We start from the raw sequence: 16124 nt of genomic DNA, 5'->3' as shown, positions 1-16124 counted from the left end.
CCTCCTCTGGCAGCGGTACCCCGGCTGCCGCCGGCCAAGCGGAGGAACGATCGTCAGTTCCCGGGTCGGCCGGCGGCGGGCCGTGCCTGCGGGAGGTGCTCCACCAGCCTCGTGAGCGCGCCGTTGGCAAAGGTGGCACCGAGCGCCGATCCCGCCCCGATGGTCCAACCGACCGGCCCGAGCGGTGTGCAGCCGAAGAACTGGCTGACCCCCGGGGTCTGCACCACGACGACCAGCACGCCGAGTGACGCCGCCGTGGATGCCAGTACGGCCGGGCTGGTACCGCCGGCCAGGATGGTCTGGCCGAGCTGGGTGCCGACCAGGGAGACCAGCGCGACGGTGCCGGCCCGCCGCCGCCGGCCGGTGTAGCGGGCCAGCGTCCAGCCCGTGGTCGCCCCGAGCGTGGTCGCTGCCGCCCGCAGGCTGATCTCCCGGGTGAGGGTTTCGCCCAGGGACACGTCCGGGCCCTCCAGTAGCAGGCGATCGGTGCGGTCCGACGCCGGTGGCCGGACGGCGATTGCGAGTGCCGGCGCCAGGTCGGTGAGCAGGTTGACCAGGAGCAACTGCCGACCGGTGAGCGCGGAACGGCCGGTCGTCGCGGCAGTGAGCACACTGAACGCGATCTCGCCGAGGTTGCCGCCGACCAGGATGCTGAGCGCGTGCCGCACCGACGACCACATCGCCCGCCCCTCGACGAGCGTGGCGATGATGGTCTCCAACCGGTCGTCGGTGACCACCAGGTCGGCGGCGGCGCGCGCCGCAGGGGTGCCCCGTTGGCCGAGGGCGATGCCGACGTCGGCCAGCCGGATCGCCGGTGCGTCGTTGGCGCCGTCACCTGTCATCGCCACGGTCCGCCCGCACTTCTGCAACGCCTGGATGATCCGTACCTTGTGGGCCGGTGTGCAGCGGGCCACCACGTCGGTGTCCGCCAGCCGCTCGGCGAGCGTCTCGTCGTCCAGTTGGTCCAACTCGCCGGCGGTCACCACCCGCTGCTCGTCGTGTTCGCTGATGGTGGCCGCTATCGCCTCGGCCGTCGCCGGATGGTCCCCGGTGATCATGATGGTGTGCACGCCGGCCCGCCGGATCCGCCGTACCGCGGGCGCGGCGCTCTCCCGCACCCCGTCCGCGAGCGCCAGGAAACCCACGAAGGTCAGACCCCGCACGTCCCCGTCGGTCACCTTCGGGTCGTTCACCGGGCACTCGGCGACGGCCAGGATCCGGTGCCCCGCCCCGGCCCGCTCGGCGAGTGTCCGTTGCAGTTCCGCGCGGCCCGCGTCGTCCAGCGGCTCCTGGCGGCCGTCGGTGCGCCGGGCCGTGCACCGCGGCAACACCGTCTCCGGGGCACCCTTGACGCTCAACAGCAGGCGACCGTCGGTCTCCCCGATGCTCGCGTGATAGCCACGGGACGGCTCGAACGGCAGTCCTCCGGCGGCCCGCCAACCGGCCGCGCCGGTCTGCTCCACCACCCCGGCGGTGGCCGCGCCCCGGCGAACGGCACGGTCCGTCTGCAACGCCAACTGCTCCGGGTCGGCCGCCGCGGGAGTGGCCCGCAGCGCGGCCGCCAGCGTCAACCGCAGCCGGTCGTCGAGGCGGTCCACCGGGGCGTACCGGTCGCCGACGCTGTCGCCGACCCCGGCGAGCAGCAACGTGCCCTCGGTGAGGGTGCCGGTCTTGTCGAAGCAGAGCACGTCCACCCGGCCCAGCGCCTCGATCGTGCGCGGATTGCGGACCAACGCGCCGTGCTCGGCGAGCCGCCGGGCCGCCGCCAGTTGCGCAGCGCTCACCAGGAACGGCAGCCCCTCCGGCACCGACGCCACGGCGAGGTTCGCGGCGGTCGCCGCCGTTTCGGCAAGGGGTACGCCCCGAAGCAGGCCCGCGCCGGCCACCGCCACTGCCGAACCGGCGGCCAGCGGGATGGCTGCGCTTGTCAGAGAGCCGAGCCGGGCTTCCACGCCACTTGTTGGGGGTGCCTGCCGGACCAGCGCCAGACTGCGCCCGGCCTCGGTGTCCGCGCCGGTCGCCACGACCACGGCACTGCCGTGACCGGCGGCGACTGTGGTGCCCTCGTACAGCATCGAGTGCCGGTCGGCGACGGCGGCGGCGACCACCGGTCGGTCGGTCTTGGCTACCGGAAGCGACTCCCCGGTCAGCGACGACTCGTCCGCCTCCAACCCCACCGATTCGAGCACCCGGCAGTCGGCGGGCACCGAGTCGCCCGACTCCAGCACGATGATGTCCCCCGGGACCAGATCCTCGGCGGCGACCATCCGCTCGCCACCGTCCCGGCGGACCCGGGCGGTCACCGCCGAACGGGACAGCAGTTCCGCCAGGGACCGTTCCGTGTTGCGTTCGTGCACCGCCCCGATCAGAGCCGATCCGCCGACCACACCACCCACGAGCGCGGCGTCGACAAGCGAGCCGAACGAGGCGGAGAGCACCGCCCCGGCGGCCAGCACCGGGGTAAGCGGGTTGGACAGCTCGTCCACGAAGGCGCGCAGCAGGCCACCATGTCCGGGCGTGGAATCGCCGTTCCCGCCCGACCTGTGGCACCGGCTCTGCGCCTCGGCACTGGACAGACCGTCGTGGCTGGTCCGCAGGTGGTCGAGCACCGTGGTGACGGGCATCAGGTGCCAAGCGGTCGCCACCGGCGCGGGGGCCTCCGACCGGTCGTGCAGTCGGCGGGCCTGCCAGACGCCGTTCGCGAAGGCCAACCCGGCCGCTCCGCTGCTCGCCACGAGCGACCGTTGGGGCAGTTGGGCCGGCGGTGCGGTGAGCGCGCCGAGCGCCCCCAGACCGGCGCCAGCCATGGCGAGCCTGATGTTCTGCTGGGCGGTCCGCCGGGCCACCCCGGTCGCCTCGATCACCAGGGCGACCAGCCGCAGGTCGGCGCCGACAAGCAGGTGCGCGCCCCACGGCGGCAACGCCTCCGGCGGGGCGAACCCCAGGCCGCAGTCGGACGCGCCGAGCGCCCTGCGGTCCGCGGACACCAGCATGACCACCGCGCCGTCGCGCTGCAACGCGCGAACCGACCCGCACAGCCGGTCACCGCCGGGCAGGATCGCGTCGGCGAAGCCGTGCCGCTGCTCGTCGCCCCCGGCCACCACAAGCCGCAGGCCGGCCTGGCGGGCGGCAGCCGGTAGGCCGTCAACGCCCGGGGCGGGCTCCGGCTCGACCCGCAGCAGCGCGGAGAGCCGGTCGTCGTGGGACAGGCCGAGCAGTTGACCACCTGCGGCGAGGAGCCGTTCCCCGTCGGGGACGTCACCTGCCGGCGGGTCGTCCAGCGGTTCGAGTCGCCAGCCGTCTGCCGACCGTGAGCCGGCTGGCTCGTCCGGGTCGAACAGCTTGAAGGCCCACGTCGCCACCTCGTCGATGTCCGCCCCCCTCGCCGGGGCCAGGTCGGCCAGTACGCCCCGGTCCGAGCCGAGCACCGCGGCGTCCAGCACGAGGGTGTCGATCCGGTCCAGCTCCCGCAGCACCTCCCGGTCCATGGCGATGACCCCGCGTCGGGCGAGGATCCGACCGAGCTGCGCCGCGTACCCCTCTCGCCCGCTGCCCGGGGCCTTGGGCAGTGTGGACAGGCCCAGCGCCGCCGCCCTCTTGGGACCCGCGAACGGTATCGCCGCAGCTCCGGCCGCCGCACCCGCGGCGAGCGCCCGGTCGATGTACCGCTCGACCAGTCCCTGCGGCTTTGGGCGGGGACGGTCGGCCACCGGCCACCTGGCGACGGCCCGCTCCGGGTCGCCTGTCAACCGTGGCTCGGCCTTCTCCCAGGCGCTGAGTTGGGCCCGGTCCTCGCCCCACTGCACAAGCCGTTGGGCGCTGTCGAGGATGAGACCGGGCCAGCGGCCGGACAGGCCCTGCACCACCGCCTCGGCCAAGGGGAAGAGGACATCCGCGCGGGGATCCGAACGCAGCGGTTTGCCGAGCAACGCGTGGAGCTTGGGTTGCAGGTCGACCGCCGCCAGCAGGCCGGCCACCTCGCCGGGCAGTGGTGCGAACGGCAGGATCCGGGTGGTCGCCCAGAGGCCCAGGCCCAGCGCGTCCGAGGCGAGCGCACCGAGGGTGCGGGGGGTGTGCGGCCCCTCCTCCGGCGGGTGCGGCGGCGGGATCTCCGGGTCCGGCTCGTGGTCGCAGGTGCGTTCGACACGGCTGATCGTGGCGATCAGGTCCCGCAACTTGGGCTGCGGAGACTGCACGGCGACCACCACCCGGCCGGACGGGGCGTTCACCCGCGCCCAGGCGACCCCGGGCATCCGCTCCAGCGCGCCCTCCACCTGACGGGCGAGCTGGTCGCCGCCGTCCTGGCAGACGCCGTGCACCTCGATGTGGTGGCGGCCCGGCCGTGACCAGACCCGACGCCGGGTCAGCCCGACCTGCCGGGCGACCCGGGTCGCCGCCGCCCCGACGGTCCGGGACGCCTCGCCGACCAGGTGCGGCACACCGATGGACGGCAGGATGCGTCCCGCTGCGCGACCCGCCGCCGTCATCGAGGCGTACGGCTGGACGGACGCCGGCCCGGCTCCCTGGTGCTGCTGGTGCTGACCTCGGCCATCTCGCCCTCCCACCGCCCTCACGTCCGGCGGCCTGGCTTCCCGACCTGCCGTCCGTTATGCCCTCGCAGCAGTGGAAGTTCCCGCCGTAGTCAGTGCATGGACGAGATGGGCTGTGGAATTCGGCGACTGTCACCGGACATGGGGAGGCCGGAATGAGCGCACTCAGCCGACACCTGAACGGGCCGCGCGAGAACGTCAGAATGTACAGCCGACGGATGGACCTGCCGATGCTCGGCGAGATGGCGGTGCCACCGCCAGACCGGATCGCCTACTACGCCGGAATCGGGGTGCTCGTCGCGCTCCAGGTCATCGAGTGGCCGCTCGCCCTGGCGATCACCGCCGGGCATCTCCTCACCGACCAGCACTTCTCCGGCCTCGTCGGCGGCATCGGCGAGGCGTTCAAGGAGGCCTGACGAGAGCTGGGTCACCGCCGGGTTGACATGAATCCGGGTTGAGGTCGCAGGCTCGGTGCATGCCGAGTCCCACAGCCGTCGCCGTACCGGCCGCGCCCGGTCTGTTCGCACCCCGGCTGCGGGCGATGACAGTGGGCAGCGTCGCGTTGATCTCGCTGCTCGCGTTCGAGGCGCTGGCGGTCGGCACGGCGATGCCTACTGTCGCCCGCAGCCTGGACGGGCTGGCTCTGTACGGGATCGCGTTCGGTGGACCGTTCGCCACGAACGTGCTGGCCATGGTGGTGTCCGGCATCTGGTGCGACGCCCGAGGACCCCGGGGACCGATGTGGCACGGCGTCGCCTGGTTCGTTGTCGGACTTCTGATCGCCGGTACCGCGCCGGTGATGGGCGCGCTTGTCGTCGGCCGGGTGGTGCAGGGCTTCGGCTCGGGGCTCCTCGCGGTGGCGCTCTACGTGATCGTCGGACACGCGTACCCGCAGGACCTGCACCGGCGGATCTTCGCCGCGTTCGCGGCGGCGTGGGTCGTACCGTCGCTTGTCGGGCCGGCGGTGGCCGGCCTGATCGTCGAGCACCTGAACTGGCGGTGGGTCTTCCTGGCGGTGCCGGCGGTGGCCGTGCCGGCGGTCCTGCTGATCCACCCCGGCCTGCGGTCGCTCGGTCAGTCGGTGCGGACCGGGGTGCCGGCGGGCGCGGCGGCGCGGATCGGTTGGGCGTGCGGGGCGGCGGTGAGCGCCGCACTGCTGCACATCGGGGGACAGCAGCGCGGCGTCACCGCCCTGGTGCTTGTCGCGGTGGCGGTGGCCGGCCTGCTGGTCTGCGCCCCACGTCTGCTGCCGGCCGGCTTCCTCCGGGCGGCCCGCGGCCTGCCCACGGTGATCGGGCTGCGAGGGTTGGCCTCGGCGGCGTTCGTCGGCGCCGAGGTGGTCATCCCGTTGATGCTCTCCCGGGAGCGGGGCCTGTCGCCGACCGGCGCCGGGCTGGTCCTCACGGTAGGCGCGCTGGCCTGGTCGGTGGGTTCGTGGATCCAGGGCAGGATTCCGGTGCCGGCCTCCCGTGCCAGCCTGCCCCGCGCCGGGTTGAGCTGCATCACCGTCGGCACCGCCACGGTGGCGCTCGCCGTACGGCCCGAGCTGCCGGTGGCCGTCGCCGTGCTGGGCTGGGCGGTCGCCGGTCTCGGCATGGGGCTGCTCTACCCGTCGTTGTCGGTGCTCACCCTCGAGCTGTCCGCTCCCGGCGAGCAGGGCCGCAACAGCTCGTCGTTGCAACTGGGCGACTCGCTCTTCGCGGCGACAGTGCTGGCGCTCACCGGTGCGGTGCTGGCCGCCGGCAGCGCGCCGGGCCCGGCCAGCTACGCATCGACGTTGGCGGTCGCCGCCGGCCTGGCGCTGTTCGGCACGCTGCTGGCGGGACGGGTCGTGGTGCGCGCGAGCGCGTAGCGGAGTTGGTGATCCGCAGATTCGGCACCGTCCGACGTCTGGCGGCCGGGAGGATGGCGGGCGATGAGTTTCCTGACCGTGCTGCCGCTGGCCGTGGTGATGGTCGCCGGGACCAAGGTGGTCGTGGCCGTCTTTCTCGCCTCGTCGGATCGGCCGCGGGCCGCGTCGCTGGGCTTCCTACTCGGCGGCGGGTTGGTGGTGACCATCGGGGTGACCGCGAGTTGGTTGCTCACCCGACTGGTGGGCGGTGTGGCCAGCGACGCCGGTGCCTTCGCCGGCCGGGTCGACAGGGGTCCCGCCATCGACGTGGTGGTGCTCGTCCTGCTGGTCGCCCTCGCCGCTGTGGTGTGGCTGCGGCGGCGCCGGGCCGGGCCGCCGCGGTGGCTGGGGGACCTCGGGCACGCCGGGCCGGCCCGGGCGGCGCGACTCTGCGTGCTGCTCTTCGTGGTGACGCCAAGCGACGACCTGACCATGGCCGCGGTGGGCGCGAGCGTCGCCCGGCACGACCTGCCCTGGTGGAACCTGCTGCCGTTCGTGCTGGTCACGGTCGCACTCCTCGCCCTGCCGCTGCTGGCGCTGCTGCTCCTCGGGCCGCGCGCCGTGCGGTCGCTGGCCCGGATGCGGGAATGGGCCGAGGGGCACTCCTGGGTGGTCGACGAGGTGCTCATCGGTTTCTTCGCGCTGCTGACAGTCGTGGACCTGGTGCGCTCGGGGTGAGGCCGCCGACACGTACGGGGGAACCGGGCGGAGATGAGAGCTGCGACCGTTCACGTTCGTCTTACCGTGACGGCATGTTCGCTGTCGTCACCACGGTGATCCTCTACGTCTTCGGCTTCGTCTTCCTCTACGGCGTGATCCGGTTGGGTGTCCGGCACGCTCTCGAGGATCTGGAGCTACAGCGGGCCAAGGCCCGGCGCGAAGAGGAGCTGGCGGCTGCCCGCGACCGTTCCTTCATGCGCGACAACGCGTTCCTGGCGGGCAGTTGAGTCCCGGTACGGGGGTGACGTCCGAGGGCGGCCCGGGAGTCGCCGGGCGGTCCGTCGCGGCAGATGCGAGGATCGCACCCGTGATGGGAACGCTGAAGACCGAACCCGCCCGCGCCCGCCTCGACCTGCTCGCCCCTCCGGTCGCGGAGGCCATCGCGCAGTGGCCCGCCGAGGCGCCGGTGGACGTCGACGACGTGCTTGTCGCGCCGATCGACGCCGAGCTCGCCGACACCGCCGCGTTCTGTGCCGCGTACGAGGTGGGGCTTGACGTGTCGGCCAACTGCGTCGTGGTGGCGGGCAAGCGTGAGGGCGTGGTCCGCTACGCGGCCTGCGTCGTCCTGGCCACCACCCGGGCCGACGTGAACGGGGTGGCCCGCCGCGCGCTTGACGTCCGCAAGGCCAGCTTCGCCCCGATGGACGACGCGGTGGCGCTGACCGGCATGGAGTACGGCGGCATCACCCCGATCGGGCTGCCGGCGCAGTGGCCGATCCTTGTGGACTCGCGGGTGATCGCCACACCGCACGTGATCATCGGATCCGGCGTACGCCACAGCAAGATCGCCCTGCCGGGGCCGGCGCTTGGCGCACTGCCCGGTGCGCAGGTGGTGGAAGGGCTGGCCCGACCGGCCTGACCAGGCATCGGCGTCGATACCGTTGCACGTGAAACATCACAACGGTCGATGGGTCAGTTGGCGGCGGCCTCGCGCTGCTCGACCTCGGCGAGTGCGGCGAGCAGCGTCTGCGCCTCCTGCGCGCCGGACACCGCGTACTTCCCGGCCAGTACGAACATCGGGACGCCCGTGATGCCCAGCTCCCGTGCCGTGGCCAGGCCGGCGGTGACGTCGGCGGTCCGCTCGTCGGAGTCGAGGAACCGGCGTGCGTCGGCGGCGTCCAGGCCGATCCCGCCGGCGACGGCGGCCAGCGCCTCCCGCGAGCCGAGGTCGACGCCCTGGGTGAAGTGCGCCCGGTAGAGCGCCTCCACCATCTCGCCGGCCCGACCGTGGTCGGTGGCGTACGCGACCAGCCGGTGCGCGTCGAAGGTGTTGGCGATCACCGCGCGGTCGAAGTCCAGCCGCAGTCCGTCACCCGCCGCGACCGCTGTCACGTGGTCGAACATCTGCCGGGCGCGCTCCGGCCCGCCGAACTTGGCGGCCATCGCCCGCACCAGCGGCAGGGGCTCCGCGACCGGCGACGGGTCGAGCTGGAACGGCCGGTAGCGGACCGTCACCTCGCCGCCGTAGCTGGCGAGGGCCTGCTCCAGCCGGTGCTTGCCGATGTAGCACCAGGGGCAGACGAGGTCCGCGTAGATCTCGATCTCCATGACCGCTGGCAACTGCCAGGTCAGCCGAGTTGTTCCCGGACCTGCCGCTTGAGCCGGCCCAGGATCGCCGTGCCGCCGCGTACCCGCAGTGGACTGATCGCCTGGGCCAGACCCATCCGCTGGTAGAGGTCGTCCGGCACGGCAAGCACCTCCTCGGCGCTCGCCCCGGCCAGCCCTTCGGCGAGAATGCCGGCGAACGCCCGGGTGGTGGGCGCCTCGGGCGGGCAGTCGAAGAGAGTCTCGACGGTGCCCTGCGCCGTCACCCGGGCGCGCAGGAAGAACGCCGTCTGGCACTCCGGCACCTGCTCCATGCCCTCGCGGTCGGCGGCGCCGTCGGGCAGCGGGGGGATGGCGTCGGAGTATTCCAGCAGCATCTCCAGCACCAGGTCCCGCGGCGCGGCGGCGAACTCGTCGACGATCTCGGCCAGTCGGGCCGGCATGTCAGCCATGCGTCGAGGCTACCGCCGGCCGTTCCTAGACCGTCGGGGACTGCTCGCTGATCTCGCTGAGCGCGCTCGTCGGGTCGAGCTGCATGGCCAGGTCGCCGAGCGAGACGATCCCGACGAGCTTGCGGTCGCTGTCGCAGACGAGCACCCGTCGGATCCCCCGGTCGCGCATCAACGCCGCCGCCTCGCCCGCCGTGCAGTGCTGCTCGATCATCACTACCTCACGGGTGACGATCGAGCCGATCGTGGTGGCCGCCGGCGAGCTGTTCTCCGCAACGGCCCGCACCACGATGTCCCGGTCGGTGAGCATGCCGGCGAGACTGGCGCCGTCGGTGACCACCACATCGCCGATGTCCGCCTCCTTCATCACCCTGGCCGCCTCGTCCAGGGTCGTCTCCACCGGCAGGTAGACGACCTGCTTGGTCATGACGTCGCTGACCCGGTAACCGGTCATGAAAGCCTCCGAAGCGTTTGCACCCGATCGAACTGCACTACCCCGTGACGCTGCCGCTACACCAGGTTTGCACGCTCCCGACGCACCTCGTCGACGATCCGCTCGACCAGACCGTCCACCGGCAACTCCACGCGCCCGTCACCGGCCCGCTCGCGCAACTCCACGTACCCCTCGGCCAGACGGCGGCCGACCACGACGGCGCGCGGGATGCCGATCAGCTCGGCGTCGGTGAACTTGACCCCGGCCGAGACGTGCGTCCGGTCGTCGACGAGCACGCGCAGGCCGGCGGCGGCGAGGCGCCCGCCGAACTCCAGCGCCGCGTCGAGCTGCCGCCCCTTGCCCGCCACCACCAGGTGTACGTCGCACGGCGCGACCGCTGCCGGCCAGATCAGCCCCCGGTCGTCGTGGTGCTGCTCGGCGATGGCCGCGACCGCCCGGGAGATCCCGATGCCGTAGCAACCCATGGTGGGCCGGACCGGTTTGCCGGCCGGACCGAGCACGTCGACAGCGAACGCGTCGGTGTACCGGCGTCCGAGTTGGAAGATGTGCCCGATCTCGATGCCCCGCCTGATGGTCAGCTCGCCGTCGCCGCACGCGGGGCAGGGATCCCCGGCGCGCACCTCGGCCGCCTCGACCGTCCCGTCGGGCGTGAAGTCCCGCCCGCAGACCACCCCTGTCGCGTGCCGGCCGGGCTCGTTCGCGCCGGTCAGCCACGAGGAGCCGGGCACCACCCGGGGATCGACGAGGTAGCGGATGCCCAGCTTGTCCAGCACCTGCGGGCCGATGTACCCGCGTACCAGTTCCGGATGCGCGGCCCAGTCGTCGAAGACGGCCACCTGGGCCGGCTCCAGCGCGGCACCCAGGCGCTTCAGGTCGACCTCCCGGTCACCGGGCAGCCCGACCACCAGCAGCTCGGCCCGCTCGGCCCCCGGTTGGCGGACGGTCAACACGACGTTCTTCAACGTTTCGGCGGCGGTCCAGCCGTCCCGACCACCGAGCCGGCGGACGTTGGCCAGCTCGACAAGGCTGGCGATGGTCGCGGTCTCCGGGGTGTCGTGCACCTCGACGGCCGGCTGAGCGGCCGGGTCTGCGCCAGCGGGCGCCCGGGTGACCACCGCCTCGGTGTTCGCCGCGTAGTCGCAGGCGGTGCAGCCGACGAAAGTGTCCTCACCGACAGGCGTCGCGGCCAGGAACTCCTCCGACGCCGAACCGCCCATCGCACCGGACATCGCGTGCACGACCGTGTGCTCAAGGCCCAGCCGCTCGAAGATCCGCTGGTACGCCACCCGGTGCCGCGCGTACGCGTCCCGCAACCCCGCATCGTCCAGGTCGAACGAGTACGCGTCCTTCATCAGGAACTCCCGGCCGCGCAGCACACCGGCCCGGGGTCGCGCCTCGTCGCGGAACTTCGTCTGCACCTGGAACAGCGTCACAGGGAAATCCCGGTACGAGGTGAACACGTCCTTGACCAGCAGCGCCGCCATCTCCTCGTGGGTGGGCGCCAACAGGTGTTCGGCGCCGCGCCGGTCGGCGAGGGTGAAGATGTCGTCGCCGTACTCCGTCCACCGGCCGCTGGTCCGGTACGGCTCGGCGGGCAGCAGCGCCGGGAAGTGCACCTCCTGGTCGCCGATCGCGGTCAGTTCGGTGCGGACGATCTCGGTGATCCGGTCCAGCACCAGCTTGCCCAGCGGCAGCCACGTGTAGCCGCCCGGCGCGGCGCGGCGGATGTAACCGGCGCGCAGCAGCAGCCGGTGACTCGGCACCTCCGCGTCGGCCGGATCCTCGCGAAGGGTCCGCAGCAACAGGGTCGACATGCGTAGCAGCATCCGCGCAGCCTACGACCGGTGCGGCAGCGTGAGCGATCCATTTCGGTCCCAGCCCGCCCACGACGGCAACCATCGGCGTCCGACCCGGCCGGGTGTTGGCCGCGGTCCTCTCCGCACTGTCATCCCGCGCCGGGAAGCCGGCCCTCGCAGCGCACGTCCGGGTCGACCATCTGCCGCCGGGGCATCATCCAGTCCAGGGCGGTCTCCTCCACCGGCCAGCCGCGTACCGACACCAGGCTGTACGGCACCTGCGCCGCCTGCGGGCAGAGGACCTGCGACTCGACCTGGCCGTTCGGCAGGAACCGCACACGGCCGCTCTGGTCCAGCACGATCGTCGACGTGTCGGTGACCGTGATGAGCGAGCCGAGCACCACCTCCAGACCGGCCCGGTCGGGCGGCGACGGAACCGCGTCGCTCACGGGAGCCTCGGCGGCCTTCTTCGGATCGACCTCGATCGCGGCGATGGGCAGCAGCGGCACCCGGAGGAAGACGGCTCCCATCACCACCGGGAGCACGGCGGCGACCGTGAACGCCAGCCCGTGGGTCAGCGCCGGGGCGATCCAGCCGGGGATCGGACCGGTGAGCAGCAGGGTGGCGGCGGGCGGCACCGCGAGCAGCGCCGCCGTGGACAACTCGCCCTCCTGGACCGCCGTCCAGATCGCCGGAGCCAGGACGCTGTACGCGAGCACCGCCGCCGCCACCGGCAGCGCCACTGTCACCACCAGGATCCGGGTCGGCTGGTCCGGGTGCAGGTAGCGGGTCCGCAGGGCGAGCAGCCAGAGACCGAGCATCAGCAGCGACGGCAGGAAGCGGAGCTGCCAGGTCAGTGCCCCCAGCGCGACGGCCGCGCTGATCACCCAACCGGGGGTACGCGCGGTCCCCGAGGCCAGCAGCGACCGTTCCGGGTCGAAGCGGTCAGGGGCGCTGAGACGGAGCAGCCGACCGAGCACGCCGAACGCGAGCACCACCACGGGGAACGCCCACACCAGGGCGATCAGCAGGGCGCTCAGCAGGCCGAGAGGGCTGACGTACTGCACCAGAAGCAGCATCGTCGACATGTCCTGTCGACTGAGCTGCCACAGCCGTAGAACCAGGAGCAGGACGGGGAACGCGGGCAGGAGGGTCAGCAGCCACTGCTGCGCCTGCCGCGCCCCCGCCATCCGGCGCGGTTTGCCGTCACCGAGGTCGGTGGCGATCCGGGGTGCGCCGGCGCCGGCAGCGCGATCCTCTCCCACGGCCACTGCCGCACCTCCACCTTCCGAGCCTCGGGTTGCTCCTGCTCCGCGACCGGCTGGCCGGGGTTGTACTGCTGCTGCCAGCGGAGGTTGGCGTTGTACGCGTTCTCCCAGGTCGCGTTCTCCTCGTCGTTTGCCGACGTGTACAGCGCGAGGTTGACCAGGTCGCGGAGCGCCTGGTTGGGGCCGGTGTTGACACCCCACCTCTCCTGGGGGGAGGAGCCGATGTCCCAGTGCCGCAGAGGCTTGGTGTTCCGGAGGGTGACCGGGAAGCGTTGACCGTCGTCGCCCGGCCGGTCGGCGGTGACGAAGCCGGCGAGGATCGCGGCGTCGGTTGTCACGGCCTCCACCTCGCCGTCGTACAACTCCTGGATGCACTCGCTGATCCGGTTCCGGCCCCTGGGCTTCGCGCCGGCCTCGGTCAGACGGTCGATCGAGGTCGAGGTGGTGAGCGAGCAGACCGACCGCCCGGCGAGATCCTGGAGACTGCTCACCGGCCCCTTGAAGCTCTGCAGGGTGACCACCGACTGCTCGGTGTGCAGGTAGGCGGAGGAGAAGACCGCGCCCTCCTCCTCACGCTTCTTGTTGATGCTGTACGACGCGATGACGAGGTCGACGGTGACGAACCCGTCCCCGTCGCTGGCCTGCCGCCGGGCCCGGTCCTCGCTCTCGATGGGCAGGAACCGCACCTGGGAGCGGTCGAACCCGAGGAAGCTGGCGATCATATAGGCGATGTCGACGTCGAAGCCCTTCCAGACGTTGTTCGAGAACCGCTGGGAGATGCCCGGCTGGTCGTCCTTCACCCCGATGACCAGTTGCTGCTTGCCCTTCATGCCGGCCTGCTCCAGCAGCTCATCGCGGGTCGGGGGGCCCACGGCGAGCACGATCGGGACCAGGGCCGCCGCCAGGACGGCCAATGCGACGACAAGTCCCACGACTCGGATCTGGCGGGTGCGGGCGCTGCGTGTAGGTGTGGCCGGCCCGGCGGGGCTCGGCTCGCTTGCCTGACTCAACTCGGCCTCCCCGCTGCCTGGCCCCGCTGACCGGCCCTCCATTGTGGGGTCTGCGAGCGAGCCGTGGCGACCCGCCGCGCGCACTCCGTCCGGGCCCATGATCGACATGGGTCCGGAGCGCGCACGCGGCTCGACCGGGAGGACACCCGCGGATGACCTCCGCCACGTCGACCGGTCGGGGCACCGCGCACCGCGTCCCCGGTGACAGACTGGTCGCCGCAGGCAACGGGTGTCGTGAGGGGGGCGCGGGTGCGCTGGCGCAGTTTTGTCGCGGTCGGGGACAGCTTCACCGAGGGCATGGACGACGCGTACCCGGACGGCTCGTACCGGGGCTGGGCGGATCTGGTCGCGACCCGGCTCGCCGCCGAGGCGGGCCCCGACTTCCGGTACGCGAACCTCGCCATCCGGGGCCGGCTCTTCCCCAGCGTGGTGGCCGAGCAGGTGCCCTCCGCCGTGGCGATGAAGCCGGATCTGATCAGTTTCGCGGCCGGCGGGAACGACGTGCTGCGTCGCACCTTCGACCCGGACACGCTTGTCGCCCGCTTCGACGAGGTGGTCCGGCAGTTGCGCTCGGGCGGCGCTGACGTGCTGCTCTTCCGTTTCGCCGACGTGATGGCCCGGCTGCCCGGTCAGCGCCTCGTCGCTCCCCGCGTGCAGTTGCTCAACCAGGCGGTCGGCGAGACCGCCGAGCGGCACGGCGCGATCATGGTCGACCTGTACGCCGACGACACCTTCCTCAACCCGATGCTCTGGAGCACGGACCGGCTGCACCTCTCCGCGGCCGGGCACCGACGGGTCGCCGCGCAGGTGCTCAACGCGCTCGGGGTGGGCTGCGACGAGGAGTGGCTGATGGTCCCGCCGCATCCGGCGCCGTCGCCGTGGCTGGCCGCCCGCGCCGCCGACCTGCGCTGGGCCGGGCAGCACCTCGCCCCGTGGATCAAGCGGCGGCTCACCGGCCGGTCGTCCGGCGACACGGTGACCGCCAAGCGTCCGCTGCTCGGGCCGATCGTCGACTGACGGTGCGCACCCTGCACACCGCGCCACTGCTGCGGCACACGCCCGACGGCGAACCGGTGCCGGAGCACGCAGTCCTCGTCGACGGCGACCGCGTCCGGGCCGTCGGCCCGTTGGCCGAGCTGACCGAGGCGTACGAGGGTGTGCGGCTCCGCCGTTGGCCGGGCACGCTGGGGCCGGGGCGGCTGCACGACGGTCCGCTGCCGGCGGCACCCACTCCGCGGGAGCGGGTGCACGCGCTGCTGCGGAACGGAGTCACAGCGGTGCTGGCGGAACAACTCGCCGATCCGGCGCTGCGGGCCGCCGTCGACCGGAACGACCTGCTCGTGCTGCCCGCGCCCGTGGCGGTGACCCTGCGTCCGGGCGGGCGGGCCGACCTCGCGGTGTACGACGCCGACGACGCCTGCCTGGTGACAGTTGTCGCCGGCCGGATCGCCCACCGCCGGGCCTGACCCGACACCACGTGGGCCGCGTCGCACCCGATGGTCGGTCGGCGGGCGGAGTTGCGGCGTAGTTTGGGGATCATGTCTGTGCCCAACGATCCTGATCCCCGCCTCCAGTCGTACGCGGACCCGCAGCGGCTGGTCACCACCGAGTGGCTGGCCGAGCACCTGGGCGACGAGGGCCTCGTGGTGGTCGAGTCCGACGAGGACGTGCTGCTCTACGAATCCGGTCACATCCCGGGCGCCGTGAAGGTCGACTGGCACCTGGAGCTGAACGACCAGGTGACCCGGGACTACCTGGACGCGAAGAGCTTCGCCGAGCTGTGTGCCGCGAAGGGCATCGGCCGGGGCGACACGGTCGTCTTCTACGGCGACAACTTCAACTGGTGGGCCGCGTACGCCCTCTGGGTGTTCTCGCTCTTCGGCCACGCCGACGTACGGCTGCTCGACGGCGGTCGGCAGAAGTGGATCGCCGAGGGTCGCGAGGTGACCCGCGACAAGCCGGCCCGTCCCCGCGCCGACTATCCGGTGCCGCTGCGCGACGACGCGCCGCTGCGGGCGTACCGCGAGCAGGTCATGGCCCACGTCGCCGCCGGTCGGCCGCTCGTCGACGTCCGGTCGCCGGGTGAGTACACGGGCGAGATGCTGCACATGCCGCACTATCCGCAGGAGGGCGCGCTGCGCGGCGGGCACATCCCGGGTGCGGTGAGCAAGCCGTGGAAGTCCGCCGCCAACGAGGACGGCACGTTCAAGTCCGCCGACGAACTGAAGGCGATCTACGCCGACCAGCTCGGATTGAGTCCGGACGACGACGTGATCGCATACTGCCGGATCGGTGAACGGTCCAGCCACACCTGGTTCGTGCTGCGGCACCTGCTGGGCTACCCGCAGGTGCGCAACTACGACGGTTCGTGGACCGAGTGGGGCAACCTGGTCCGGGCACCAGTGGTCAAGGGTGACCAGCCCGGCGGCCTCGCCAACTGA

General features: G+C 72.6%; 15 protein-coding genes. 8 read left to right on the top strand and 7 right to left on the bottom strand.

Annotated features, from left to right (window positions below; translation table 11 throughout):
* Positions 1-53: 53 nt before the first annotated feature.
* Positions 54-4487 (bottom strand): HAD-IC family P-type ATPase, encoded by a 4434-nt coding sequence (locus ACFY1S_RS14575; RefSeq protein ID WP_387117681.1) that lies wholly within the window; start codon positions 4485-4487, stop codon positions 54-56.
* Between the two features lie 218 nt (positions 4488-4705).
* On the opposite strand from ACFY1S_RS14575, the gene ACFY1S_RS14570 reads away from it, so the two are divergent.
* The 5 genes from ACFY1S_RS14570 (at position 4706) to ACFY1S_RS14550 (ending at position 8020) form a co-directional block, all read left to right on the top strand.
* Positions 4706-4966 carry a hypothetical protein gene (locus ACFY1S_RS14570; protein ID WP_387117185.1) on the top strand — a complete coding sequence of 87 codons (261 nt, stop codon included), beginning with the start codon at positions 4706-4708 and terminating at the stop codon, positions 4964-4966.
* 59 nt (positions 4967-5025) lie between these two features.
* The gene (locus ACFY1S_RS14565; protein ID WP_387117182.1) at positions 5026-6402 is read left to right on the top strand and encodes an MFS transporter; all 1377 of its coding nucleotides are present in this window, start codon (positions 5026-5028) and stop codon (positions 6400-6402) included.
* A 63-nt stretch (positions 6403-6465) separates the two neighbouring features.
* Entirely contained in the window at positions 6466-7119 is a 654-nt protein-coding gene (locus ACFY1S_RS14560) for a GAP family protein (protein WP_387117179.1), read from the top strand.
* A 74-nt stretch (positions 7120-7193) separates the two neighbouring features.
* Positions 7194-7388: a hypothetical protein gene (locus ACFY1S_RS14555; RefSeq protein ID WP_278136729.1), complete on the top strand. Its 195-nt coding sequence runs from the start codon at positions 7194-7196 to the stop codon at positions 7386-7388.
* Between the two features lie 83 nt (positions 7389-7471).
* Positions 7472-8020 (top strand): YbaK/EbsC family protein, encoded by a 549-nt coding sequence (locus tag ACFY1S_RS14550; protein WP_387117678.1) that lies wholly within the window; start codon positions 7472-7474, stop codon positions 8018-8020.
* Positions 8021-8073: 53 nt separating this feature from the next.
* On the opposite strand, the gene ACFY1S_RS14545 is transcribed toward ACFY1S_RS14550, so the two are convergent.
* From ACFY1S_RS14545 to ACFY1S_RS14520, 6 genes are all read right to left on the bottom strand, one after another.
* The gene (locus ACFY1S_RS14545) at positions 8074-8709 is read right to left on the bottom strand and encodes a DsbA family protein (protein ID WP_387117176.1); all 636 of its coding nucleotides are present in this window, start codon (positions 8707-8709) and stop codon (positions 8074-8076) included.
* Positions 8710-8729: 20 nt separating this feature from the next.
* Positions 8730-9158 carry a SufE family protein gene (locus tag ACFY1S_RS14540; RefSeq protein WP_387117173.1) on the bottom strand — a complete coding sequence of 143 codons (429 nt, stop codon included), beginning with the start codon at positions 9156-9158 and terminating at the stop codon, positions 8730-8732.
* Positions 9159-9183: 25 nt separating this feature from the next.
* Positions 9184-9609 (bottom strand): CBS domain-containing protein, encoded by a 426-nt coding sequence (locus tag ACFY1S_RS14535; protein ID WP_354945799.1) that lies wholly within the window; start codon positions 9607-9609, stop codon positions 9184-9186.
* A gap of 56 nt (positions 9610-9665) precedes the next feature.
* Complete coding sequence (locus ACFY1S_RS14530; RefSeq protein ID WP_387117169.1) at positions 9666-11435, bottom strand: proline--tRNA ligase; 1770 nt, start codon at positions 11433-11435, stop codon at positions 9666-9668.
* Between the two features lie 119 nt (positions 11436-11554).
* Complete coding sequence (locus tag ACFY1S_RS14525) at positions 11555-12595, bottom strand: hypothetical protein (protein ID WP_387117166.1); 1041 nt, start codon at positions 12593-12595, stop codon at positions 11555-11557.
* On the bottom strand, positions 12559-13683 hold the full coding sequence (locus ACFY1S_RS14520; RefSeq protein WP_387117163.1) for a transporter substrate-binding domain-containing protein: 1125 nt from the start codon (positions 13681-13683) through the stop codon (positions 12559-12561). Before ACFY1S_RS14520 ends, ACFY1S_RS14525 begins: the two co-directional genes overlap by 37 nt.
* A gap of 249 nt (positions 13684-13932) precedes the next feature.
* On the opposite strand from ACFY1S_RS14520, the gene ACFY1S_RS14515 reads away from it, so the two are divergent.
* The 3 genes from ACFY1S_RS14515 (at position 13933) to ACFY1S_RS14505 (ending at position 16124) form a co-directional block, all read left to right on the top strand.
* On the top strand, positions 13933-14700 hold the full coding sequence (locus ACFY1S_RS14515) for an SGNH/GDSL hydrolase family protein (protein ID WP_357992559.1): 768 nt from the start codon (positions 13933-13935) through the stop codon (positions 14698-14700).
* A 2-nt stretch (positions 14701-14702) separates the two neighbouring features.
* Positions 14703-15149: a hypothetical protein gene (locus tag ACFY1S_RS14510; protein WP_387117160.1), complete on the top strand. Its 447-nt coding sequence runs from the start codon at positions 14703-14705 to the stop codon at positions 15147-15149.
* 72 nt (positions 15150-15221) lie between these two features.
* Positions 15222-16124 (top strand): sulfurtransferase, encoded by a 903-nt coding sequence (locus tag ACFY1S_RS14505; protein WP_387117157.1) that lies wholly within the window; start codon positions 15222-15224, stop codon positions 16122-16124.

Source organism: Micromonospora sp. NPDC000663 (assembly GCF_042898105.1).
Taxonomy (GTDB): Bacteria; Actinomycetota; Actinomycetes; order Mycobacteriales; family Micromonosporaceae; genus Micromonospora.
Note: the sequence above shows the minus strand (reverse complement) of the source record. Positions and strands in the feature narration are given on the sequence as shown.